Raw genomic sequence first — 26,013 nt, 5'->3', positions numbered from 1 at the left:
GGCCAACCACCGTGTCCGCCTTGCCACCAGCCTGCATAGCCTTGTCTCTGTGAGTTCATTCCTTCGCATCCCTTCTTATTAAAAATTCAAATACTGTAACTGGGTATTCTCTAAATATAATTATGTATCCCAAAAATAAATGTATCCGCAAACATCTCGATTATCGGTAAAGTAATTATCTGATAAAAAAACATTTATTATTGCAAATCTAAGCTCTATTTTTTTACTTTTTTAAAAAATTTTTACTATTTTATTAGCATACTTTTTAGATTCAATTTCATCATAGTTACTTAGTATTACAACAGACAAATCATTACTTGGGATCATTTTTCAACATTACATCAGATTCCATAGCTGTGCTTTAGTTATACAAGAAAAAACGATACTTCACTATTGAAGTATCGCAAAAAACCATTTACTTACATTATTATGACTATAATTCTATCCGGTATTAGTTACTCACCTAAAATTGCAATAGGGCTAAACGATTCATAATGAATCAATTCCTTTGGTACTTCCCATTTATGCAAAATCTTAATCATAGCTTCCATAAAAGGAAGAGAACCGTATATATATAAATTTGCTTTCTTGGTAGCAAATAATACGATTTGCACGAAAGAATAACCATACACTGTTATCCCTCCTTTAAACACCTATTTAAGAAAAACTTAAGAAATTCACTTCTAAATTCATAAGAATTTTTTCCTATACTTAAAAATAAGTAATTTAACAAGAGGAGAAACGATCATGAAAAAATTTGTAATTTGCATAATAGGAATAGCTCTTCCTATATACTTACTACCTTTCATATTACGCGGGGATTTAGACAGATTTAATCCAATTGCTGAAGAAAAAAATGTATACGCCGTTGCGGAGGGATATGGCATTCCAGATTATCATCATAAAGGAAGAGCTATGTACTCACTAAAAGGTGTTGATGAATTAAGAAATGAGACAGAATATAAAGTGGGCACGAACACGCCTAATGATTTTATAAGAAAAACTTACTTGAAAATTCATGTAAAAGGAAAGTATGTGTATTCTTACGATATTATCGCTGAAGAGGATATTCCGGAGAAAATAAAGGGGCAATTGTAATATAATATATAGAACTTCAATCTTTCACAAAAAAGTTTGATCATTTCCTAGCTATGCTATTCCAGAATCGCACCGTTTTCCCGAATAATGATTTACATTAATTGGCACCGTTTTAAATCCTGAAAATCCACTATTTATTGAATGCTCAAAATCTCTTATTGCGTTATATATTTTTCTTTAAAGATAGTGTCCTTGTTTTTTCGTGATTATTCTCATTTATAGTGATAATAAAATCTGTACTTATAAGTATAAATGGTATTACTTCTACTATCTGTTGAACATTTAATCTTCTTTTCGCAATATCCATTGCTATTTCTAAATCAAGTAGTAGCTAGTGCTCTCGAATATCGATAACCTGCTTAATTTCTCTACTAAATCTATTTGATTTACTGAATTTTTCAGGTATTGGGTTGTACCTAAAGACATTTTCAATATAAATTCCCTCCTTTTCCCTATACTTTCAAAGCCGAGTTGGCCTTGTGAATATAGAACAGATAAACGGCAGTAAATAAAAAAGCAAGACATTGAATCGCCATGCTTTTTTCAAATTAAGAAATCAATTCTTGTTCAATCAGTGTCTGAGAGAAATCAAAAATCTACTTCTTATTATTTTTTTCTCTACCTAAAACAATTTCTGCTATTTCATAAGCATAATTATCAGGCTCAAAATCCTCATAGTTACTTAATACTACAATAGATAATCCATCTTGTGGGAAACGTATAAATTGTGAACTATAACCAGCCCATCTCCCTGAATGTTCCAAGTATCGGCAATTATAGCCAGCTACAATCTCCAGTCCAAAAGCATAATCCTCATTATCAATGATCGTCTCTCCAGTTGAGGAAACTTTCGGACCAATTTCACTCATCCTTTTCATTAAATCTTTTCCACCAACAGTACCCGAGGTTAAATTCTTCCCCCATATTACTAAGTCTTCAACAGTTGTATGGCCTGCCCCATCACCTGTATGTTCCCAAGGGCTTTCATATATTTCATATGCGCCTTGTTCATTCTTCAAGTATCCCCTAGCGATTGATATAGAAGTTGGATAGTGATCCACAATTGTTGTATCTTTCATATTTAAAGGATTAAAAATACGCTCCTTCATAAATTCACGTAGAGACTTACCACTCACCTTTTCTATTACTTGCGATAATAGAAAATATCCTGTATTGCTATACTCAAATTTAGTTCCTACTGAAAACCTTGCACTCTGGTGCTTATTAAGGTGTTCTAGTGATTCTTCTGGGGTCAATTTATCAGTATCTTTAATATTCGCGACTTCAGCTAATTCCTGATAATCAACTAGTCCACCAGTGTGGTGAATTAGATGTCGCAACGTTACAGGTTCAGCATATGTCCCTATGGAAGGAACAAACTTTATAATTGAATCATCTAAACTCAATTTCCCCTCTTGTTCTAAGAGTAAAATAGAAAATGCTGTGAATTGTTTCGTAATTGAAGCAATATTAAAAATTGTTTTTGTCGTTATAGAAAGACTTTCTTCTATCGAAGCTAAGCCAACTGATCCTTTATACGTTACTCCATTATCAAAACTCGCAATATATGCACATCCAGGCCCTTCTGCTGAAACTTTGTTAAACAATTGTTCAATCGTTGTGTGTGTCTTCTCGTTATAAATTTTATTCATCTCATTCGCCTTCCTGAACTTTCTTAGTCATTTAATTACAATAAATCCTTACTCATTTATAAAAATAACAATGGACAATCATGAAACTTTATAGCTTTTTCACTATTGTTATAAATGTTAAATATTTTTATTAGGGTAGAATCATTAAAAAATTAAATAAAATTTATTATAATTAAATATACATTAACATCTAATTAAATTTAAGTAAATAAAATTTAATTAGATTTAATTTTATTTACTTAAATTACTTATTTAAAGAAATTACGTATATAAACAATATAAATATTGGCCAAAAGATTATGGAATACAGGTAATCGTGTTAAATTTTCACCTTATACAAAACATAAACAGGAAAATATATCTTTAAATAAGCTCATTGTTGTATTAGGGATAACTTCACCATTTTTAAATTTACCCCCACCGGATTTTGGAACAGGAAACGAGCACTAGAAGCATTGAGGTGGACTATTGAAGAAAAAGAAAAGCTAACAGAACAACAGTTATTATATATGTATACGCAAAGATGGTTGGTAAAACATAAATTATGGACACCTTTGAGAAAATATTGGAATGGGAGTCCATATGAAATGTTAAACGCTTTATATCCAAATCGATATTCAAAGAATATGCTAAAAGGTTATAGTCAGAATTAAAAATCAGGTTTGTTAAAATATCTAAAATACCACATATATACCTCCCTCTTTATTCCTTTGTTTATGCAATAACAATCAGTAAACAAAAAAGGCGCAAAGCCTTAGATTAAACTTTGCACCTTTACTGTTTACTATAACTGTTTTCCATCCCACTTTTCTAAACGGAAGTAGAATAATACACCGTCTTCAGTGTTGGTCACACCGTATTTCGCATCATGTAAATCAAATATATTTTTTACAATGGACAGCCCAAGACCCGTTCCACCACATACTCGTTTTCTTGATTTATCGCCCCTATAGAACTGATCCCATATTTTATCTATATTTTCTTCTGCTATATGTGAACCTTTATTCTCAAACCCTATATATACGTCATGTTGTTTCTCTTTTACATCAATCACAATGATTTGTTTTGCATCTGTATAACGAATCGCATTTGTAAACAAGTTTGTTATAACCTGTTCCAATAAATTCGTTTTCCCCTTCACACACACATCATCTATATTTAATTTGATTTGTAGGGATTTTTCATCAATTTGAACTTGTAAATCTTGTTCTGCCTTTTGAATTAAGTCAACTATATTAACTTGCTCCATCTGTATTTGATATGTTCCTGATTCATATTTAGCTAAGTTTAACATTTCATCAATTAGTACATTCATTTTCTCTATTTCTTTTTCTAATGCGTCCCAATAGTATTGATTCATTTCAGGTGCAATACCATCTTGCAGCATGGAAGCAGATATTTGCATCACACTGAGGGGGGTTTTTAATTCATGTGAAACACCTGCAATGAAATCTTTTCTTGTCTGTTCTAGTTTCTTTTCTTTCTCTAAGTCCTTTTTTAACTGATTGATATACCCTTCCATTCTTTCTGAGAGCTGATTAATGTTAGAGGAAAGCTCTCCAATTTCATTTTTCGACTTGATAGAAAGCTTGTCTTGAAACTGGAATTCCATTATTTTTTTCGTTGCTTCATTCACCTTTAATAATGGCTTAGTGATAATTCTCGAGTAATAAAAACATACAATAAGCGATAGAACCAGCACAAATACTATAATATATATGTAATAATCACTCATTACATCTGTTGCTTTTGTAATTGGTTGTAACGAAGATAGCGTATAAATAAATTCCTTTACTTGACCATCTTTCATGAGTGGTTTTATCGTTTCTAGATACTTGATTCCATCTATACTAATTTCATTCTGCACCCATTCTTCTCCGCTTAATTTTACTTTATCGCTAATCCAATCCGATTGAAATTGCAAAATACGATTTGCAAATACTTCATTACTGTACAACGCGTTATCAATTTCTGGGTTGCTATAATTCGGGAAGCTAATTTCTGTTACAAGTCCTTCTAAGTAATAATATTTATCACTTTCTTCTTTTGAAAAAATTTTAATTCCATTTTTAGCGCCTGACATCATGTATTTCATTGTCTGATGATATGTAGGAGCTACAAAGTTTCCATCGTATCCTTTTATCCTTAGTGTTGTAGGAACAACAATATCCTTATTTGGTCCTTTACTCACTGTATCCATGATAGCTGTTTGGGTCGTCTTATCGATTAAACTCGTAATTAAAATGCTAAAATTAGAATCCATATCTCTCTTTGCGTTAATTAAATTATTAAATACGACTTTAGATGTTCGACTTGGATTATTTTTATCAGTCGCTTTTATATAGTAATCTCCTGATGGTAATTTCTTAATGTTTGCTACTTCATCAAGCCTAGCAATCATAATACCTTGCTGATTCGCATATGATAGTTCTTTACTCTGGAGTTTATTTTCATCCTGTTTATGTTCTTCGTAAAATGTATAATATTGTTTTAATTGTTTCTGAACATTTTCTTTTTCCTTATCTACATACATATACTTCATCACATACATTTGTCCAAAAAAGATAGTTGCGATGATCATGCAGCATAGTAAAAAGGTAAGAGAAAATAACTGAAATACAATTTTCTTTCTCATCATTTCTCTACCTCAAACTTATATCCCGTACGAACAACTGTAGTAATGTGCTTGGCTTTCTCACCTAGTTTCAAACGTACATTACGCATATGTGCAGTTAGAGTTTTATCATCTCCGTCATAATCATATCCCCAAATATTTGTGATTAATTGCTCTCGCGTTAATACTTGTTCCTTATGCTCCATTAAAGATTGTAAAATTTCATACTCTGTATGTGTAAAATCTATCTTTTGTCCATCTATTGAAACAGAACGTGCTGATTTATCTAAGCGAATACCACATAAATGAATGCAGTCCTGAAATTGTAAATTTTGATTTGTATCTTTGAACAAACGCTTTGCTCTCGCCAATAAAATTGCAGGTTTAAATGGTTTCGTTACATAATCATCTGCCCCTAGTTCAAATCCAAGTAATGTATCATCCTCATCACTTCGAGCTGTTAATAAAATAATGGGAACGTTAGAACTCTTGCGAATACGTCTACAAATTGACCACCCATCCATTACTGGAAGCATAATATCTAGTATGATTAAACTGACCTCATGATCATGTGCAGCAAATAACTCTAATCCCATCTGGCCATCTTCTGCTGTTATCACATCATATCCATCATGCGAGAAATAATGCGCTACCGTCTCTCTTATAATTTTTTCATCTTCTATAATTAAAACTTTTTTCATTTCTATTCTCATCCAATCTACGTTCTCTTTAAATCGAAATGGTCATCGCTTGTCTTCCCATCTGAATCCAAGACTGTTCAAAATTATTTCGATTAATCGCTCTATGTTTGTCCTTCTTTAGTGGATCGTTAATATATACATATTGTTCATCATAATCTGTCACAACAACACTATGTTGATGATATGTCACTTTCATTTCCCCTGTATCTGTTCTCCATGTATAAAATTGATTATCAGGTAATCGTTTAAAACGAGCATTTGTTAATACCCATACAGGGAGGCCTCGATCTATCGCTTCATAAATGTGTTCAGGTTCTTTATAACTTAGATTCATCACTTTTTCATCCGGAACATACAACTTTGCCAATTCTAAAATCGGCTCCACAAAAACACCTAATCCTGGTTTATCAAAAGTAGCCATATCCCCGATAAACCCTTTATGCATATTTCCCTTCAAACCATTACTTTGAAATGGGACATAGTGTATCTTTGAAGCCAATTCCATTTTATCTACTTTCACTCCTGAAAATTGTAATACCATAGCGAGACTTGTTACTTCACAACCGCGCATCAATTCTGGTTTTTGTAAGATAAGCGGAACATCTAATGGCTTTATTACCTCTTTTTCTTGTTCTATTGATATATTCTCTTTTTCAACTACTTCTGGTTTTTGTTCTACTTCTTGCACAATGACAGGCGGTTTCTTTTCACTTATAGGACTTTCACTATTTGACATACCTATACATATACCTAGTCCTGCGATAGTTAATAAACAAAATGTTTTTTTTCTACTATATTCCATAAATCCCTCTCCTCACTTCTTTCTAAGGAGAGTGTAGCTTGTTCATATTTAGATAATCTCATGTTCATAGAAAGATAAAGAGAAATCTATATCAAGATTATATAAAGATACATACTATCCTAAACAATCGTATGGGTAATAAAGTGTGCTTTCAAGAAGTAATATTTAACTATTTTAAATCGATTGCCCAGTAACATTCCAAATGCTATATGGATGAAAATTTTCTAATGCATTATATCGTAGAGCTAAATTCGTTCGTTATGTAAAAAAGAATCATCATACAAAGTTACGACTCTAACGATGTGAGCATTCGCTCCTTTTACCGTAATAAAATAACTCTTAAGAAAAACTTAAAGAATTCCCCTCTATATTCATAAGAACTTTTATCTATACTGAAAAATGTAAATAGATAAAAGGAGAAACGATCATGAAGAAATTTATAATTTGTATAATAGCAATAGGCATTCCTATATACTTACTACCTTTCATATTACGCGGGGATTTAGACAGATTTAATCCAATTGCTGAAGAAAAAAATGTATACGCCGTTGCGAAGGGATATGGCATTCCAGATTATCATCATAAAGGAAGAGCTGTGTACTCACTAAAAGGTGTTGATGAATTAAGCAATGAAACAGAATATAAAGTTGGAACGAACACACCTAATGATTTTATAAGAAAAACTTACTTAAAAATTCATGTAAAAGGAAAGTATGTGTATTCTTACGATATTATCGCTGAAGAGGATATTCCGGAGAAAATAAGAGGGAAATTGAAGATAGAAGTTAAATAAAAGAGCCGTCTCGTATGAGTTGGCTCTCCCGTCTATCATTGTTTCAACAACCATTCTTCAATTACTTTCACTGTTTCATCTCGTTGTGCTTTTGGCGTAATTAAGCTAGCATTATCACCTTTTTGCTCACCATACATGCCAAAATGAGCATGGTTTCCACCTTTTATCATGTGCATAGTTGTATTCTTTGACATAAACTTTTTATTGTCCTCTATTTTTTCTACAGTTGCTAAAGCATCTACTTCCCCATAAATTGATAACATCGGAATCGCTTTCGTAGAGAAGTCATCTGCAGGATAAGAACCTAAGAAAATGATCCCATCTACCTTGTCCTCATGTTGAAAGGCATACTTAGAAATCATAGCTCCCCCCATTGAATGGCCCGCAACATACCATTTTTGAACTTCAGGATACTGTGCCATTACACTGTCTACTGCATTGATTCCAAGTATCGCTAAGTTTAATGGTAACTTAGGCATTACTACAAAGTGTCCATCTTTTGCAAGAGCTTCTCCCAAGTAACTATAAGCCTCCGCTTCTACTTTAGCACCTTGATAAAAAATAACCCCTATTTTAGCATCTTTCTCTCCAAAAACGATATGATCTTCACCTTTTTTATCATCTACTAACAACAAAGCCTCTTTCGTTGGTTTATAAGTAAACTGAGACCAAGTCAAAAACGTAATACTTCCTATAAGTAAAATACCGAGTAAAGAGTACAGCGTAATTTTTATCCATTTCTTCACAAAGATGACCTCCCTAAGATGTATATATTCTATATTTCAGATTTTCATTAGCACACATAAAAACTCGAGCATTTTTATTATGCTCAAGTTTTTATTTACGCCTTTAATTTATACTATAAATGCTCCAAGATAAATATGTAGCAAATGTAGCCCATAAAAAATATGGAATGAGCAACCATGTCGATACTTTAGACAAACTGGAAGAAACCGCTATGAGAAGTAACGTAGTAACAGCGACTAGTAAACAATCTATTGTTGCTAAAAATAAATCTTTTTGACTGAATTGAAAGTAGCTGAACGCTTGATTGCACATATAATTTAAAAGGAATATAAACCAAAATGTTTTTGGCTTACATCCATATTTGTTGTAAATAATTGCAACTGATAATGCAATAAGTCCATATAATACCGTCCAAACTATTCCGATTGTCATGCCAGAAGGCGTCCAAGACGGCTTTTCCAGCGCATCGTACCACATACGATCAATTGGAAATAAAATACTAGAAACATAAAACAAACCATATGTTAGTAAAAATACTAGAATACTAGATTTTTTCATAAACATTCTCCTTTTTACTCGAAGGTTATAAAAACTTTATATGATTAGTATGTCCTTGTAATGGATGAAATTCTAATATTCAAGTTCCAAATACATATTGTTTAACCTATTTCATACGAATTCTTTCATACTTTTATATGCACAAAGTGCTCTCTCCCGCGCTGCCTTATGATCAACAACTGGCAAAGGGTATGTATCTCCTAGCTTTATATTAGCCTTTTGTAAAATATGCTCAGGTGCTTCCCACGGTTTATGTATATATTTATTAGGCATATCTTTTAATTCTGGTACCCATTTTCTTATATATTCTCCATCTTTATCAAACTTTTCTCCTTGTGTAATCGGGTTAAAAATACGAAAGTACGGTGATGCATCCGCTCCACTTCCAGCAACCCATTGCCACCCCATGGTATTATTTGCAATATCAGCATCTAGTAGTGTATCCATAAACCATTTTGCTCCTTCTTGCCACGGAATTAATAAATGCTTTACAAGAAAAGAGGCTACAGCCATTCTTGCTCGATTATGCATAAAACCTGTTTGCCATAGTTCCCGCATTCCCGCATCAATAAACGGATAACCAGTTTCACCCTTCTGCCATACTGTTAATAACTCCTCTTCATTATTCCACGGAAAATGTTCAAAATTCTTATTAAGAGGTTTATATACTGTAAATGGGTAATGATATAGTAAATAATAAGAAAACTCTCGCCAAATTAATTGACGGATAAAGCTATTCACTTGTTTTTCAAAAAGACTACATTGTCTTTCGGTACTTTTATTGATTAAGTAATGATACATCCACCTCACTGATATTTGACCAAATGAAAGATAAGGTGCCAACATCGAATGAGCATTTTGATTTGGAAAATCTCTTCCTTCACTATAAGAGGCTAATTTGCTAGAGAAAAATTTCTTACATGTTTTGTATGCCCCTTCTTCTGTAGGATCCCATATTGATTCTATATGAGATGTCCACGGTATAGTCGGCAGCAAGTGTAATTCTGTAACAGATAAGCTTTCTGGTAAAGAACTTCCCCATTTTATACGCTGCACTTTACTAATAGGTTTAGATATTACCTGCTTTTGAAATGCATTATAAAAAGGCGTAAACACCTTATATTCAGTGTTATCTTTCTTTTTAATCATCCACGGTTCTAATAATAAATGTGAATTAAATTCCTTACATGTAATACCTTTATCTTCTAACATCATTTTCATGTTTTGATTAAATTGTAATCTGTCCGGATCATAACAAATATTCCAATATACAGCCGTTATACCTAACTGTTCTATGAGAGAAAGTATTTCTTCCTCCGTACTTCCTTTACGAATGATTAAAGTAGAGCCCAATGCCTCAAGTTGCTTCTTTACATCTATTATTGCATGGTGTAACCACCACTTTGACGCACTTCCCATTGAAAAAGTTTCATCATGTACATATACCGGAACAACCTCACCGGACTGAGTAGCTTCAAATAGAGCTGGGTTATCATATAAGCGAAAATCTTTTTGAAACATAACAATAATTTTATTTTGCATGGCTATCCCTTCTGATTCTTAAAGCACAATTCATTTTTTATTAGAACAAGTACTTCTGTTATTTTTAAATGATTATAACAATCGTTCTTTTTATTTTATAATCTTCTTCATTATAAACATTGATTTTCTATCTCTCTAAGTACATCATTTCCTATATTATCTATCTTTTCATTTTTTACGTTATTATATAAACTCTGTAAAATCTTTAACTCTGTTCTTAAATGTAAAATGACACTAGATAATATATATAGCTTAGCTAAACTCTCTTTTCCACACTTCTCTTCATATACTTTTTGAAGAGTAGTAAGATATAACGTCAGTTGAGAGATTTTAATTTTTAGCTGTTCTAGAATTAATTGTTCCTCCCCATATTGTGCAAAAAGTAACGCTTCATATATAGGACGATGCATATCCTCTTTCTTTATCATTTGCTCTAATAATAAATGCTCAAATTCTTGTTTACCACTTTGAGTAATACCGTAAATAGTTCGTTCAGGGCGTTGTTCATTACGAATAATATCAACAACTTCTATAAAGCCCTTCTTTTCAAGTTGCTCAAATGTATAATATAAAGAGCCTTTTGTAATTTTTATATAATATTTCATTTCACTATTTTTTAAAAGTTGCTGGACTTCATACGGATGTCTATTCTTCTCCATAAGAAGACCCAGCATAAAAAGCTTTGTATTCATAATTCTCCACTCCTTAATAACCTATACCAATAGTATAAGCTAAAAATAAGCAAAGAATCTTTTTGTTTTATAAAATTTATGAATTCGAATTCACTTTATTATCCTTTGTACCAGCTTTGACATTCCCCATAAATAATATTGCCATAAATGAAACGATAATTGGAATTAAAGCTAATAGAAATACAGTAGTAATTGAAGATGACATAGCGGCTATAATTTTTTCAAGAATAAAAGTAGGGATACTGGCCCTTATATCTGAGCGAAATATTGCACTTGGATCACCTAAATTATTTAACATGTTGGAACCGTGTTCTATTCCCTTAAAAGCATCCTTTAAATTAGCTGTAAAGGTACTATTTTGAATGGAGCCAAAAATCGTTACCCCAATTGTCATACCTAGTGAACGAAAGAATGAATTTGTTGAAGTAGCTGAGCCACGGAATCTCGGTTCCATATTATGAATAGAAACTGTAGGAAGTAAAGAAAACGAAAATCCAACCCCAAATCCCGTTATAATCATGTATATCGTTAAAAGTGCACGGCTTGTTTGCGGATCCATCGTTCCTAATAAATACATACCTATCCCAAAGGATATTACAGATAATAACATTAAGTTGCGGTAACTAATTTTCGTTTGAAATATTCCGCCAATGGCACTACCTACGACAGAACCTAACATCATTGGTGTTAAAATTAATCCAGCATTAGTTGCTGTTCCACCATATACAGCCTGAACAAAAATAGGAATGAATACTGTTAAAATAACAAATGTTGCTCCATAGAAAAATGTAATAATTTGAGATATTGCAAACTCCTTACGCTTAAACATCCAAAATGATATGATCGGATCTTTCACTTTTCTTTCTACCAATAGGAAGCCAATAAAAAATACAATAAACGATGTAAATAACCCAATGATTTGTATCGAATCCCACTTAAACTTTTTTCCTCCTAATTCTAAAGCGAACATTAAGCTAATTACTGCTATTACGAGCGTTATCGCCCCCCACCAATCAATATTTTGCTTAGTAGGTGGATTATTTTCTTTATAAGCTTTTAAAATAAAAATTAATGACATTAAACCAATTGGAATATTGACGTAAAAAATCCAATGCCAACTAATATTTTCTGTTATATACGCGCCTAATAAAGGTCCTAATACACTTGAAGAACCAAATACGGCCCCTAATAATCCAGTCATTTTTCCTCTTTTTTCAATAGGAAAAATATCAAATACAATGGTAAAGGCGATTGGCATAAGTGCACCCCCACCTATACCTTGAATTGCACGATAAATACTTAGCTGAACAATGCTTTGCGCAGTACCACATAATGCAGAACCAATTAAGAAGATTAATAAACCAAAAATATAGAACCTCTTTCTACCATACATATCAGATAATTTCCCAAAAATAGGCATACCAGCCATAACTGCAACCATATAAGCAGAAGTAACCCAGACGAATTTATCCAATCCACCCAAATCTGAGACAATTGTACCAATTGAAGTAGCAACAATTGTATTATCCATTGCAGCCATTAAAATGCCTAGCATTAAACCAGCTATTACTAAGCGTAAGTTGGTCTCTTTTGCAACCATACCTCTTTCCTCCTTTTTTCACACCCAACAGAATAAATAGTCTAATTAAACTATATACTCATTATAGTTTAATTAGACTATTTTTCAATAAAAAAATAAATCCCCCCAAAATATATTGGAGAGATTACAAATGTAGAATTGCTTCTTATATAAAATAATTAAAACCGTTAAAACGATCACTTCTTTATACTACTGTGATTTTGCGTACATATAGCTTATTCATTTAGTTTTGGTCTAGTTTGTAAATATAAATTCAAATCTGGACTTGAACCGCTAATAATTACATCTCGAACCATTTTAGAAAGTGCCATACTATATACTAATCCATTATCTCCATACGCATAGATAAAGTGACAATTTGGAAACTCTTCATACATTCCAATTATAGGTAAACCATCATGAGTACCACCATAAAAAGCGCTTAAATAAAATTCAGGTTCAACCGTAATATTTGGAAAGAGCTTATTAAATTCATTCACTAATTTCTCTTTTTTATGGATTAATTTTGAATCTCTTTCTTGAGCAATGTTTGTATCTTCATCTAACCCACCTATAATAATCCTGTTATCTGCAGTAGTTCTCATATAAATATATGGTCTCGCAGTTTCCCAAATGAGAGTACGTTTATACCAAGAAGATAAATCTTCTACAGGATTAGTAACAATTGCATACGAGCTAATTAGTGTAGCGTTCTTTTCCTTTTTAAATTCCAAACCTTCATATCCTGCAGCCACAATTACTTTATCGGCAGTAATAGAATTGCCCCCTTTTGTATAAAAAACAGCACGTTCTTTCTCTAACTTTTTGCCAACAATCTCTGTATCTTCATAAATGTGGACTCCTTTATTAGAAGCTTGTTTTAATAAACTATGTGTAAATTTATACGGATTTATTTCACCATCGTTATACGTATAAATAGCTGCACGTTTTTTAAATGGATATCTCTGTCCAATTTGTTCCTCTGATAGCCAAGTCGCTTTAAAATCATGCTTATGTAAATAATACAGTTCTTTCTCTAATTTCTTTATATCCTCTTCATAACTTGCATAATATAAACTGTCACGTCGTTTAAAGTCAGAGCAATAAGGTGAATTTTGATCAGCATATTCAATATCATTAATAGCTTGTTCACATAATTTCATATGCTTAACTGCATACTCTTCTCCAAATGTATTTACAAGTTCAAAAAACATCTTGTCACCTAAATATTGAATAAGTGCTGTATTTGTAAGGTTACTTCCGTGTCCTACCTTTCTTTTATCAACGACAACAATCTTTAAATCTGATTCACTTAAATAGTATGCGGATTGAGCACCGGAACTCCCTGCTCCTATTATTAGTACGTCACATTTTATATCTTCTTCCAATTGAGGATAAGAAGGTGTATTAGAAAAAGTTGTGTTCCAATATAATTTCCCTGTCTGTAAATCCATTTAAAGTGCACCGTCCTAAATAAAATAGTTATATCCCCATCTGTATCTCCAAATCATTCTTACTATATACTTCTTATCAAAATTATTCTTGCTATCATTAAATTATTAGTACAATATGTTTGTCCACTCATATTTGGTATTAAACTAAGCTTATAAAAAGTTAATAGTATATATATTATTTATTTTCATTTAGAAATTTAAGAACTTGGTTAAAAGCTTCTTGACCTGCTGGAGTGTTCATTTTAAATTGAAATTCATGCGCTAACTTCCCAGAGATATTTTTATCGAAGAAAAGTGTATCTACAGGTACTCCTTTATTTTGTAAAGTAGAAGCTAATGCTTTAGCTTGCTCTTCAAATGATGCAGTATTTCCATCTGTAATGAACGTTGGTGGATAATCTTTTGTAACGTGTTGATAAATAGAGGCGATTTCCATTTCAGGTAATGTTTCAAACTTCTTTTTCCCAAAGTAAGCCCAGCCAGTAGTACGCATAAAGTCTTGTACTTCTTTGGATGTTTCCATTTTAGCTAATGCAGGCATATTATACGGACCGCAAAATAGCAGTATACCTTTAATTGTAGAAGGACCAACAATAGCGTCGATTCCAGTTAATTTCGCATAATCTGGAGATGTTTGAATAGTAACGAATTGTCCAGATATTTGCGCTCCAGCAGAATCTCCGGCAAAATACAGGTCATCTAGTTTCACATTATATTTCTTTGCATTTTCTTTTATATATTCGTAAGCCTCACCAAGTTGTAGTACTGGTGTAGGATACTTTCTTTTAGGAGCAAGAGCATAATTTATATTTATTACTGTATAACCACGAGCAGCTAATTCTACTGCATAACCAGTAATGTCTGATTTATCTCCACCTACAAACCCACCCCCGTGCACCCAAAAAATAACAGATTTTTTTCCCGTAAGGTTTTTGGGATAAATAATATCTAATGTACCATCAGGAAATTTAGAATTATAATTGATATCTTTAACAATTCGTGTCTCTTTTAGAGCATTTTTATAATTGTTAGATTGAACAAACATTCCACCTTCAAATGCTTTTTTTATGAGAAACGCTTTTGGAATAGGTGAAACATTCCAAAAAACAACTCCCGCAATAATCAATCCGAAAACAATACAAATAGTTAGCAACATTCTTTTTTTCCATATTATTTTAGGTTTTAACTGTTTTATTGTCATAATTAAAGAATCTCCATTATTTTTAATAATAATCTTAAAATAAAGTGAAACTTTAATCAGTGGGGGTTTTCTTCATCCCCCACTGATTATTAGTTGAACCAATCGGACTTTTATGGGCAGTTGATCCCCCGCCTAACTTCTTTGCTTTCGCTGAATTTTGAGGTGGGGGTCTTACTGCCCATTAAAGCGGGATAAATCACAACATAAACTTTTATTTCCCACCTGCTAATCCGTCCTTAAAATTTCATCCAAAAGGTTATATATTTTTATTATGTACATATTAGATATCTCCTATAAAACACATTAAAAATTCAAACAAAAAGAGCAAAAGATCCCCATTTATAGAAGATTTCTTTTGCTCTTTGTAAAAGACATAAGTCCAAATAAAAGTTGCTTATCTATCGATAATTTACACATAAGAATGCATTTGTTTTACTACTTGATTAGCAGAAACTTCAACAACTGTTTCTTTTCCACCTGTTCTATCAATCTTGAAACCATGAACTTTAACATTAGAAGGCACTAACGGATGATGACGAATCATATCTATACTCTTCTCAATATTTTCACTAACATTTTCTTTTCCACTTAGCCATTCCTCAAGACTACCACTTGAAAATTCAGGCATGCAATTTTTAAAGAGATAGTCTAGTTCCTTGTTATTTTTTATGGAATCACGTTGAATTTGTAGATTAACTACATTAGTTTCTTTATCCTCTATTCCGACAACAAAAATTTCTTCCACATTTTCTTCATAAATAGCAATAATAATAGATCTCATTATATCTCCATAAGGATGTACAATTACAGAATCGTAGCTGTGTATAGTCAACATGTTTTCTCGTTGAACGTTAGTTACTTGTTGGATAATAGGCTCTATCCCGTGTTCAATGTCTGTTAACAATAAAACCTTTTTATTCTTTGCATTCATATATAGCACTCCTTCTTCATGATTGTATTTATGAAACTTTTAAACTAGTAACGATAGTTGATTGTTCATGACATGATTGTTACCAATTTTTCCATTGTCCTTCTGGATCAACACTCGCCAGTCTAACCCACCCATTTTTAACTTTTTCTCGAAATGTGAAATCATTCTTTAGCAAACGTTCTATATATTTAGTAGGCGCTTGAATTACAATGAGTAAACGAAGTGGTGAGTGATACGTCTCATTATCTGACTGCATAACGGATTGCCAAGGTAAGCCTGATAACAAATCACTTGCATTTCCCTGCATAACACCGAGACCTGACGTTACAGTTTGTGTTGTTTTATTCCCACTACCATAATAATGAGGGGCTACAGTTGAAGCGTAATATTGTAGATTGATCCACTGCGCTACTGTTCCTGGTCCCGCTATGATACTAGCTAATATATCGCCACTTTCATCCTGTTTCCAATCATAATTATGAAGGAAAGCCCTACCTTCTAAGTCACAATCCTGCGTTAATTCTCGCTGTCCGATAATAAAAGATGCATTACGGGCTAATCCCCATTCTGGACGTATTTCACTCCAATCTTCTGCAAATCGATGTGCCTCTTTACTCGGATTTTTTATTTTCATTTTAAAATTAGGTAATTGTGTTAAACGCTCTCTGTTTGCATGTTGGCTCACATTTGGCATAACCGACTCAATACGATCAAATGCTTCTTGCGCAGCTTCCGAAAGTTTTGGGACGTAAATCCATTCCAATTCGTCCACTGTTGTTTTATGTTCAGCTGCTGCAAAAATGGTATCCTCAGGAATTTTAATACCTTCAGCAGACAATGCCTCTCTTACTTCTGGAAGATTACATAAAGTAGCAAAAACTCTTGCATTGAATCCTCCTGCTGCTCCGCCACAAGCACCACACTCAAGCGCTGCAGCATAAGGATTGTTCGTACTTTGACTACTATGTCCGCACATTACAACTAAAGGCGCGAATTTTTCTGTCAATCCCACCATTTTTAAAGCTTGACGCACATAGTTCACTTTTTCTTCTTTCGTAAAACCGATCGGTATCTCACATTTTGTATCATGAACATGATTAAGTGAGAATGTTGTATCAGGTTTTTGTAACATCGTTTTACGAAGGTTACGAATGAAACTGCCTACTCTTCTTGGCACAAAACTTCTTGTCACCATTTGTAAGCCAAGTAAAGGGCCACTTACCTCAGGTAACAACATACTTGTCAATACATTTTGTTTCATCGTCTTAAACGTATAACTTACTGAGCTGTCTATCTTCTTGCGTTGTTTATAATTTTTAAATTCCTTTTCATCCGTGAGTTCTTTTATTTGATGTTTCGGTTTTAATATAACTGGCAAAGAAGGATGACTTTCATTACTACCTAGTTCACTAGTCGCAATTGGTAACCCGAAGAAACCGGCTATTCCAAACGTTTCGAACGGACCTAATTTTTCTAGGTGGCGACGAAACGGTTCTGAACGTACATCAATACAGAATGCTAATTGAGCTAATACATGTTTTTTATCATTCGTTGCACGTTGTTTAGAAGCGATCTTCTCCCTTAATTGCTCAGCATGCGTCTGTTCCCAAGCTTCCAGCCAAAGTTTCTTGCGAATATTTTCATCAAAACGATAGGCAAATGCTAATAATTCACTTTGTTCAGTGGCAGACATTTGTAACCATTCCTCTATTGAAATATCCCCCCAATAGATCCAAGAAGCTATAAGTGGGACAACCTCAACTTTTTTCTCAACCTTTTGAATTTTTATAGGTAAATAAGGTTTTACAATGGCTAGCTCCATAGAAATTCGAACTGCTAAATATTCTATAACGAGTTCCTGTTCCTGAATTGATTGTTGGGAACGCCATCGTATCATTCCTGCCCATCCAGGCAAAGCAAGCAAGTGACCTTCAAGGTAAGCTTGCTTGTTAGATTCAGAAATTCCTAGTTCAGATAATGCTTTTGTTAAAGCTCCCTGGGCATCTTGTGGCCACTCTTTTAAAACTTTACGCTCATTTTTACTGAGCGCTGGATCAAATGTAATAAGGTGGTGCCATGCACGATACAAGCCTTTCTCTCGGTTTGGCATCGTCCAGCTTGCCCCGGAGTCATCCAAATATAATTTACACCATTTAATGATGTGATAATTAAGAATATCAGATAGGTTTTCACCCTTTTGATTCTCTATAAGTGTACTTACAGGTTGCATAGAAGAGTCTTTCATACTTCTTGTATTTATATAGCTCATTTCTTCTGCCAGTTTATTTACTTCTGGCGATGATAACAAACTAGAAGGTAATCTTTCTAACTTTAAAGCTTCTTGGCAAAAACGCTCCGCTTTCTCTCGCGGAATATGAAAAGATTGTGAATCAAGCCACCGAGACAAGCCACTTTTTAAAAATGATTCCTCAATCTCCCCTTTTTCCTTTGCCGAATGAATCATAGAAGCACTCGGATATATATCCACATTACGAATTTCTTTTAACCAATCTGCAACTTGTTCAAATGATTGCTTTTCAAGCCCCATCCAAGGGTGATGAGCTGCAAATGTAGCAATCGGCCAAAGTGGTGCAATCACTCGGCTAGCAGATACAACTAAATCATTTATATTATTTTCTTGTAGATTAATATTTTTATCTTTCTTTTTTAAAGTCTCTTTCCTTAATATTGACGGTATGCTCATCACGAATTACCTCCCTTTGATACATAATGTTTCAGATAACTTGGATGACTTTCTACTGACTTTCTTCTCGCCTCACCTACTCGAACGAACCAAAGGTACATTACAGCAAATATTGTAGAGGATTGATTACGAGTAACGAAAGTACTAATAACGCTACCAAATAATAAGAGACATATAACAAAGATAACGGCTGGAGCTGAAGGTTGAACGCTTTGATACATGTCAGTATGCAACCATTTATAAAGAGAATTATGAACTGTAAAGTAAATGAGAGAAAATCCAGCTAAAATAAATAGGCCAACAATTCTTCCCATTCTTCCCTCTCCAAAAACAACAAGCTGTTTCCATGAAAAGTATAATGACCACCCTAAGACGAACGCACTAACGAATTGATACCCTTCTCCAGAAGTCGTAAACCAAAATGCAATCACTATAAATAATCCGAAAACACGCCCGACTATCATCCATAAATTGGACATCTTTTCATTAGACTGCTTCACTTCCCCAAAACGTTGTACGGAAGAACCAGCTTGTAAAAACAGTGTAGCTTTAAACAAACCATGTAAAATTAAATGAATAACAGCCGCTAAATAAGCTCCTAATGCGCATTGAATCAGCATAAACCCCATTTGTGCAATAGTGGATCCCACTAGCTGACGTTTATAATCAACTTGAACTAGGCTAATTCCTGTTCCGATTAAGACAGAAATACTAGAGAAAATTAGTAAAATGATTTGTGCAATATCATCATGAAACAGTGGCGAAAATCTAGTTAACATGATACCGCCAGCATTTACTAACCCCGCATGCATAATAGCAGAAACAGGAGTTGGAGCAACAGCCGACTCAATTAACCATCTTTGGAAAGGCCATTGTGCTGCTGGAATCATCACAGCTACTATAATGAATAAGTTAATTCCTGTTTTCTCCAATTTTCCAAATTGAGCTACATTTTCATTCGTTACAACTGATGTTAACTGCCACTGTCCAGTGATTTGAAAAAGCCAAATGATAGCTGCTAGCAAGGCGATCCAGCTTATTGTAAATAAATAGCCAGAGATTTTTGTTGCTTCACTAACTACTTTCCATCCTTTATTTAGACCTATGAGTAAAACCAATCCTATAAGAGTTGCTCCCCAACAAATAATCATGAAACGAAGATCATTACTTAACCATGCAACCGAAGATACACCTGTAGTAAATGTAAAAAGTGCAAAGTATTTTCGATATGAGCGATCCCCCAGTAAGTAACGTATAGAAAAACGTTGAATGATTAAACCAATTGTAAGAACAAAGAAAGCCATGAACCAAGCTAAAGTATCTAAATGCCAAGGCCCTACAACCCTATCTCCATTGTGATTAACAAGTGCGAGTAAAGAAACCAATGAAGGCAATGCAGCGATACCAATATGGATATGAACAAAACGTAAAGGCATCCTTGCATGTAAAAACAATAATCCACTTAGACAAGAAGCACTAAGCGCGATAAAAAATAATATTAACAATGTTGATGAACTTAGCGAAATTAACATGTACAATACTCCCTTCTAAACGAAAATAACCTATAAAAATTCCTTTTCATTACGATAGTTTTTTTAATTTCAATTTTCATTCACTCTTTTTAGTACATCGTTTTTTCCATAAAAAAAACCGACAACTTCCATAATTCAATGATTTTATATCATCATTGAATTATGGAGATTGTCGGTTTCCCTTCAACTAACTTCAATAAAGTTTTTTGAAGAGCTCCCATTTTATAAAAGAATGTATGTATTACTCCTATTAAAAAGAAAAGTATATTTCTGATCTCCTAGATTATACAACCAATATATCAATTTATGTTATGCGCCATCTTTTCATTAAGAAACTTTTTCATTTAGTCAATATTACATATTAAAAAAATGCTAAAGCCTTAATTATAGCAAACAGTTAAAATAAGCATCTATTAATTTTTAAAACAATTATAAGATAAACCATATTAAGCAGTTTGTCAATTTTTTATCTGTTTTTAAGATTTATTATACGTAAATAACTTCAAATTTTTAATTATTATCATGTTAATAAATGTAAATAAAGTGCGAAATTTTTAGGTTTCTTAATTATCTCCCTCTAACTCTACGGTGGTTTTAATTTTTAAAACTTTTCCTCAAGATTATGAAACAATTTAAAAATCATTACTCGTTCACCTGTACGCGAACTTATATCCGTATGGAAACTTTTCACTTTTTCTCCAGTCAATTCGAGTATAATCCCTTTCAAATCGTCAATTCCAGATTCAACTAGCTCCGAACGATTTTTCTTTATCGTTAGCATACCGTCTTTTGTTTCGCAAACAGTATATTCAGCCGGTGTTAAAATACCTTGTAAATTTACGATAATCATATCTCGTAATATATCTGTCTTAACGGATATAGACCCGCGTCCTAAGTAGTCCTTCTCCCAGTGCGTAATTGCTTTGCTTATCTCTGATTCAATAGAGCCTTTTGAGCTTTTCATCTATGTATCCTCCTTCAATAAAATAAATTTACAATAACAATATAATAATCTGGATTGATTTTATTTTCAATTATTGAGAAGAATTTATTGGGGTAGCAAAAAAGAACTCTTATAAAATTAAGAGTCCTTTTTATATTATTTCGATAAAAAGAAAAACAAGTACCTCAATATTAGATCACTTACTTTTCTTTCATCATACACTTTCTAAACAACCCTATAAACCATTCTAATTACTTGCTTCTTTTTCAAGTTTTTGAGTCGCCACCTTTTTAGGCATGAAACATGCAAAGATTAATGCTACAAAAGATAAGAATAACATAAATAGATAGGCATCACCTGAGCCGAAAATAGAAGATAATTTCGCTAGTTGAATAGCGGCAATGCTTCCATTTTCTAAAGATAACTCTGAAGCGTGTGAAGTTGCTTGAGTCGTATATATAGTAATAACAACTGCTGTTCCAATAGCACCTGCTAATTGACGAATCGTATTATTTACCGCTGAACCATGTGAACCTAATTCTCTAGGTAAAGCATTTAGTCCTGCTGTATTTAAAGGCATTGAAATGAAACTTAACCCAATTCGCAAAATAATAGTGCGCACCATTACATACATATACGTTGTAGATTCAGTTAAATCAATTACACCCCACATCGAAATAATAATAAATACTAACCCTGTAATAAAGAGTGGTTTTGCTCCGTATTTATCATACATTTTACCTGTAATAGGTGATAAGAATGCATTAATAACAGCTCCAGGTAATAGAAGCAAACCTGTTTCAAATGCGGTAAAGCCTCTTCCATTTTGTAAGTAAATCGGTAAAAGAATTAAATCAGCATACATAATCATCGTGACGAGTACGTTTATCACTGATGTAAGAGTAAAAATTTTATACTTAAATACGGATAAATTTAATAATGGATCGTTAGACTTTATTTGACGTAAGCAAAATAACGCTGTAACAATTATCCCGGTAATAATTGTTGTAATAACAATTGGATGACCCCATCCCTTACTTCCTGCACTACTGAATCCAAATAAAACACAACCAAAGCCAATCGTTGATAAAATGACGCTTACAATATCCAACCTTGCTTTTGTCGTATCTGCAACGTTCATTAAATATTTCAGTGCAAGAATAATGACGATGAATACAAATGGAGCTAATCCAATAAATAACCATCTCCATGATACATATTCAATGATAAAACCAGATAACGTTGGAGCGATTGCTGGCGCAAAAATCATGGCAAAGCCGATAGTTCCCATAACACTCCCGCGCTTTTCACTAGGGTATAAATATAAAATAACTGTCATCATGAGCGGCATAATAATTCCCGCCCCAATTGCTTGAATCATTCTTCCTGTTAATAACATGCCAAAATTGATGGCACCGGCACATAGTAATGTTCCGATGAATAAAAAAAGCATTGAGCTAGTAAATAATTGCCTTGTTGTAAAACGTTTCATTAAAAATGCCGTAATTGGCACTAACACACCGTTTACGAGCATAAAACCTGTTGATAACCATTGTACAGTTGCAGCTGTAACATCAAATACCTCCATTAAGTTACTCATTGCCACATTAAGTAACGTCTGGTTTAATGTCGATAAAAAACATCCAGCAATTAGTACAATTAATAAAACTTTCTTATTTCTTTCTGTTATTCCCTTCTCCATTTGTAAACTCCCTTTTTCCATAGTTGCATTATCGACACAGTGTCGATAAAATTCATAGTAACAAAGATACATATTCCTGACCATGAACAATTTTGTTGAAAATGTTCATTAATCGACATTGAAAATATGCTTTGTCGAGAAAGTCAAAGAAAAATCTATAAAGGAGTTTAAAAATGTCTACATCTAAAAAAGAGGATCCTCGTACACTTCGTTCAAGAGAAATGTTTAAAAATGCCGTCTATTCCCTTTTACAAGAGGAATCTACTATTTCAAATTTAACAGTCCAGAAAATAGCAAACAAAGCTGGGTTAAATCGGACAACATTTTACTTACACTATCAAGATATTCAGGATTTACTCATGCAGCTCACTGATGAAATTTTAAATGAACTTTCTAATAAAATTACTGCTTTAATACACGTAAGTGATTTATCCGAAAAACAACAGCTAACACAATTGCTTGATTATTTATATACTCATCGAAATTATTTATCCATTTTATTTAATATGAATCATTTTGAAGAACAATTATTTCTATTAATAAAGCGATTAGTAGAAACGAGAAGGAATAATAGTGAGACAGAGCTACCAGCAGATTATGTCGCTATTGAGATTAAAACTGCCTCATTGGTAGGAATCATCATGTGGTGGATAAAAAATGGACTTCATTTTAGTTCAGATTATATTACAAATCAAATTTATTTCATGTACAGAGGATAATGATTGCAGGCTATTTACTAATAGAATGAGGTTAGAGCATATGAGCCCTGTTTCGCTACGGAGAAAAACGCGAATTTCGTACGCTAAGAGAATTTGAATATAAAAAATGCCCCGATTGTTAGAATGTGCTTAACAATTGGGGGACACTTCATGGAAATCGACTTTGTATTAGTTATTCTTTGTATTAGTTATTGTTTTAGTAATAAAAACATCTTTTTAAAATAACTATATTTATACTATAGACGTTGATCTTTCTGGAAGTTTAGACAAAAATGATCCTCATCATTATATACCCCAAATTCATACCCTTGCTCTTTATAAAATTTAATAATTTCAGGGAGAGCTTGTAATGTTTGCACCTTTTCATGCATTAAAACAACTTCTACCTCTTCTGTTGTTTGTTTCTTTACATTTTCAATAATTTGAGTTGAATTATCTTTTAATTTCCAATCATTTGAGTCTATAGTCCAATCCCAAACTTTCATTCCTGCTTCTACAATTTGATTACGAATTTCATCACTCTTTAATCCTGGTGCAGATCCATATGGTGGACGAACCAGTTTAGGAGTTGTGCCTGTGATATTATGAATTAGAGCTAACGTTTCTTTCATCTCCGGTACAAATTGTCCTTTTTTATATAGCTTATCACTATTATGTGTCATACTATGAGCACCAATATAATGTCCTTCTTTTACCGCTCTTTTTACGTTTTCCTGAAAACCTGTATTTTGTAAATTACTACCTTGCATAAAAAATGTCGAAGCAACATTTTGCTCTTTTAGTACATCTAAAAATTTCCCCGTTAATTCACTAGGACCGTCATCGAATGTTAAATAAACAACCTTTCCTAACGGTTTTCCATCAGGTCTTTTCTGTTTTGTTGTTGATGTTTCCTTTTTCTTTTCTTGTTGCTGCGTATTAACTTGATTCATACTTTCATTCGCTACTCCCTTCGCTGGGATAGCATTCCATTTTCCAATTAAAAAGAACGTGAAGAAGGTCGCTGCTAAAACAACTCCTAGAGATATTATTGCCTTTGTTACTACACTTGTTTTTTTCTTACTTTGCGATTCTTTCATGATGTTTTGATCCTTTCCCTATTAATTATTTATAAGGCTGAATCGTTAGTTTCAGCCGGTATTTACAATAAATAGATTAATAGAGACGGATAAAGATAAAATGCAGATAATGTCGAAACCAGTTAAAGAATAGCCTATTACATTCACTCTTCTGCAAAATATTTGTTTCTCTAATACAGTTAAATTTGAACACTGAATATACACCCAAAATAAAAAACACTAATCTTTCTAAACATCATTTTCATATTAAGATACGAGAATATCGGTATTAAGATAAAATACAGAGATAACCTTACTATTGAAATTCTATTATAATTTTGTAATTGGAATGAATTTGGATTACATAAAGAACCAGAAGAAATAATATGATTTGGAGGTATCACGATGAGCCTTTTAATTAGGGAGTTAGAAACAAATGATTTAGATAATTTCCCGGAGATTGATGACAGTTTTATAATGAATGCTCGGTTAATGCTTTCTCTTTCAAAAGTAAATAGACGCATAGAATATACAGTAGAAGACGTTCCGAGTTATGAAAAAAGTTATTTACAAAATGATAATGAAGAACTGGCGTACAATGAATATATAAATAAGCCAAATCAAATAATTTACATAGCACTGTTACATAACCAAATCATTGGATTCATAGTATTGAAAAAGAATTGGAATCACTATGCTTACATAGAAGATATAACGGTGGATAAAAAATATCGTACACTCGGGGTTGGTAAAAGATTAGTTGTTCAAGCAAAACAGTGGGCAAAAGAAGGCAACATGCCAGGTATCATGCTTGAAACGCAAAATAATAATGTCGCAGCATGTAAGTTCTATGAAAAATGTGGATTTGTAATTGGTGGGTTTGATTTTCTTGTTTATAAAGGCTTAAATATGACAAGTGATGAAGTTGCAATTTATTGGTATTTGCATTTCGACTCTTAACGTTAAACATAGTCAAAATAACAACCCCAAT

At 32.8% G+C, this 26,013-nt stretch carries 22 protein-coding genes and 1 pseudogene; 5 read left to right on the top strand and 18 right to left on the bottom strand.

Translation table 11 applies throughout. The annotated features are described in order from the left end of the window. Positions 1 to 455 precede the first annotated feature (455 nt). Positions 456 to 632: a flavohemoprotein gene (locus tag MR083_RS10570; protein ID WP_242269184.1), complete on the bottom strand. Its 177-nt coding sequence runs from the start codon at positions 630 to 632 to the stop codon at positions 456 to 458. A 115-nt stretch (positions 633 to 747) separates the two neighbouring features. Here MR083_RS10570 and MR083_RS10565 point away from each other — a divergent pair, with 115 nt between their 5' ends. Next, complete coding sequence (locus MR083_RS10565) at positions 748 to 1,098, top strand: YxeA family protein (RefSeq protein ID WP_242269181.1); 351 nt, start codon at positions 748 to 750, stop codon at positions 1,096 to 1,098. A 596-nt stretch (positions 1,099 to 1,694) separates the two neighbouring features. On the opposite strand, the gene MR083_RS10560 is transcribed toward MR083_RS10565, so the two are convergent. Next, positions 1,695 to 2,750, bottom strand: coding sequence for a serine hydrolase domain-containing protein (locus MR083_RS10560; RefSeq protein ID WP_242269179.1), 1,056 nt, complete (start codon positions 2,748 to 2,750; stop codon positions 1,695 to 1,697). A 404-nt stretch (positions 2,751 to 3,154) separates the two neighbouring features. On the opposite strand from MR083_RS10560, the pseudogene MR083_RS10555 reads away from it, so the two are divergent. After that, positions 3,155 to 3,403: pseudogene (locus MR083_RS10555) on the top strand (DUF4046 domain-containing protein); the annotation flags it as partial. A gap of 131 nt (positions 3,404 to 3,534) precedes the next feature. Here MR083_RS10555 and MR083_RS10550 read toward each other — a convergent pair. Genes MR083_RS10550 through MR083_RS10540 form a run of 3 tightly spaced genes read right to left on the bottom strand, consistent with a single transcriptional unit; the run spans position 3,535 to position 6,867 of the window. Then, positions 3,535 to 5,385, bottom strand: coding sequence for a HAMP domain-containing sensor histidine kinase (locus MR083_RS10550; RefSeq protein WP_242269188.1), 1,851 nt, complete (start codon positions 5,383 to 5,385; stop codon positions 3,535 to 3,537). After that, positions 5,385 to 6,065, bottom strand: coding sequence for a response regulator transcription factor (locus MR083_RS10545; protein ID WP_242269176.1), 681 nt, complete (start codon positions 6,063 to 6,065; stop codon positions 5,385 to 5,387). Before MR083_RS10545 ends, MR083_RS10550 begins: the two co-directional genes overlap by 1 nt. A 28-nt stretch (positions 6,066 to 6,093) precedes the next feature. Then, a complete protein-coding gene (locus MR083_RS10540) occupies positions 6,094 to 6,867 on the bottom strand; it encodes a C39 family peptidase (protein ID WP_016717911.1) in 774 nt (257 codons plus the stop codon). 427 nt (positions 6,868 to 7,294) lie between these two features. On the opposite strand from MR083_RS10540, the gene MR083_RS10535 reads away from it, so the two are divergent. Then, complete coding sequence (locus MR083_RS10535; protein ID WP_016717912.1) at positions 7,295 to 7,660, top strand: YxeA family protein; 366 nt, start codon at positions 7,295 to 7,297, stop codon at positions 7,658 to 7,660. Positions 7,661 to 7,695: 35 nt separating this feature from the next. Here the strand turns inward: MR083_RS10535 and MR083_RS10530 are convergent, their stop codons facing one another. The 12 genes from MR083_RS10530 to MR083_RS10475 form a co-directional block, all read right to left on the bottom strand. Then, the gene (locus tag MR083_RS10530) at positions 7,696 to 8,406 is read right to left on the bottom strand and encodes an alpha/beta hydrolase (protein ID WP_016717913.1); all 711 of its coding nucleotides are present in this window, start codon (positions 8,404 to 8,406) and stop codon (positions 7,696 to 7,698) included. Positions 8,407 to 8,509: 103 nt separating this feature from the next. Continuing rightward, positions 8,510 to 8,965 carry a TspO/MBR family protein gene (locus MR083_RS10525; protein ID WP_000749772.1) on the bottom strand — a complete coding sequence of 152 codons (456 nt, stop codon included), beginning with the start codon at positions 8,963 to 8,965 and terminating at the stop codon, positions 8,510 to 8,512. Between the two features lie 111 nt (positions 8,966 to 9,076). Next, the gene (locus MR083_RS10520) at positions 9,077 to 10,507 is read right to left on the bottom strand and encodes a cryptochrome/photolyase family protein (protein WP_242269174.1); all 1,431 of its coding nucleotides are present in this window, start codon (positions 10,505 to 10,507) and stop codon (positions 9,077 to 9,079) included. Between the two features lie 110 nt (positions 10,508 to 10,617). Continuing rightward, positions 10,618 to 11,199: a PadR family transcriptional regulator gene (locus tag MR083_RS10515; protein WP_001093178.1), complete on the bottom strand. Its 582-nt coding sequence runs from the start codon at positions 11,197 to 11,199 to the stop codon at positions 10,618 to 10,620. A 76-nt stretch (positions 11,200 to 11,275) separates the two neighbouring features. After that, positions 11,276 to 12,799: an MDR family MFS transporter gene (locus tag MR083_RS10510; protein WP_016717916.1), complete on the bottom strand. Its 1,524-nt coding sequence runs from the start codon at positions 12,797 to 12,799 to the stop codon at positions 11,276 to 11,278. Between the two features lie 215 nt (positions 12,800 to 13,014). Next, positions 13,015 to 14,232, bottom strand: a complete 1,218-nt coding sequence (locus tag MR083_RS10505; RefSeq protein ID WP_000365728.1) for an NAD(P)/FAD-dependent oxidoreductase — start codon at positions 14,230 to 14,232, stop codon at positions 13,015 to 13,017. 175 nt (positions 14,233 to 14,407) lie between these two features. Then, a complete protein-coding gene (locus MR083_RS10500; protein WP_016717917.1) occupies positions 14,408 to 15,433 on the bottom strand; it encodes an alpha/beta hydrolase in 1,026 nt (341 codons plus the stop codon). A gap of 409 nt (positions 15,434 to 15,842) precedes the next feature. Next, positions 15,843 to 16,364, bottom strand: a complete 522-nt coding sequence (locus MR083_RS10495; protein ID WP_000992255.1) for a carbonic anhydrase — start codon at positions 16,362 to 16,364, stop codon at positions 15,843 to 15,845. A gap of 79 nt (positions 16,365 to 16,443) precedes the next feature. Next, complete coding sequence (locus MR083_RS10490) at positions 16,444 to 19,068, bottom strand: DUF2309 domain-containing protein (protein ID WP_242269171.1); 2,625 nt, start codon at positions 19,066 to 19,068, stop codon at positions 16,444 to 16,446. Beyond that, entirely contained in the window at positions 19,068 to 20,600 is a 1,533-nt protein-coding gene (locus MR083_RS10485; RefSeq protein WP_242269169.1) for an NADH dehydrogenase subunit 5, read from the bottom strand. The genes MR083_RS10490 and MR083_RS10485 overlap by 1 nt, the downstream gene beginning before the upstream one ends. 601 nt (positions 20,601 to 21,201) lie before the next feature. Then, positions 21,202 to 21,564, bottom strand: a complete 363-nt coding sequence (locus MR083_RS10480; protein WP_242269167.1) for a Na-translocating system protein MpsC family protein — start codon at positions 21,562 to 21,564, stop codon at positions 21,202 to 21,204. Positions 21,565 to 21,790: 226 nt separating this feature from the next. After that, entirely contained in the window at positions 21,791 to 23,245 is a 1,455-nt protein-coding gene (locus tag MR083_RS10475; protein WP_242269166.1) for a DHA2 family efflux MFS transporter permease subunit, read from the bottom strand. Positions 23,246 to 23,418: 173 nt separating this feature from the next. Between MR083_RS10475 and MR083_RS10470 the strand changes: the two genes are divergently transcribed. Beyond that, positions 23,419 to 23,964: a TetR/AcrR family transcriptional regulator gene (locus tag MR083_RS10470; protein ID WP_242269164.1), complete on the top strand. Its 546-nt coding sequence runs from the start codon at positions 23,419 to 23,421 to the stop codon at positions 23,962 to 23,964. Positions 23,965 to 24,200: 236 nt separating this feature from the next. Here MR083_RS10470 and MR083_RS10465 read toward each other — a convergent pair whose 3' ends face one another. After that, positions 24,201 to 25,043, bottom strand: a complete 843-nt coding sequence (locus MR083_RS10465; RefSeq protein ID WP_242269162.1) for a polysaccharide deacetylase family protein — start codon at positions 25,041 to 25,043, stop codon at positions 24,201 to 24,203. 384 nt (positions 25,044 to 25,427) lie between these two features. Between MR083_RS10465 and satA the strand changes: the two genes are divergently transcribed. Further along, the gene (gene satA / locus MR083_RS10460; protein ID WP_242269161.1) at positions 25,428 to 25,982 is read left to right on the top strand and encodes a streptothricin N-acetyltransferase SatA; all 555 of its coding nucleotides are present in this window, start codon (positions 25,428 to 25,430) and stop codon (positions 25,980 to 25,982) included. Positions 25,983 to 26,013: the final 31 nt, after the last annotated feature.

Origin of the sequence: Bacillus cereus group sp. BfR-BA-01408 (assembly GCF_022663305.1) — a bacterium.
Lineage (GTDB): Bacteria > Bacillota > Bacilli > Bacillales > Bacillaceae_G > Bacillus_A > Bacillus_A pacificus.
The sequence above is the reverse complement of the archived record's forward strand: the minus strand, read 5'-3'. Positions and strand labels throughout refer to the sequence as shown.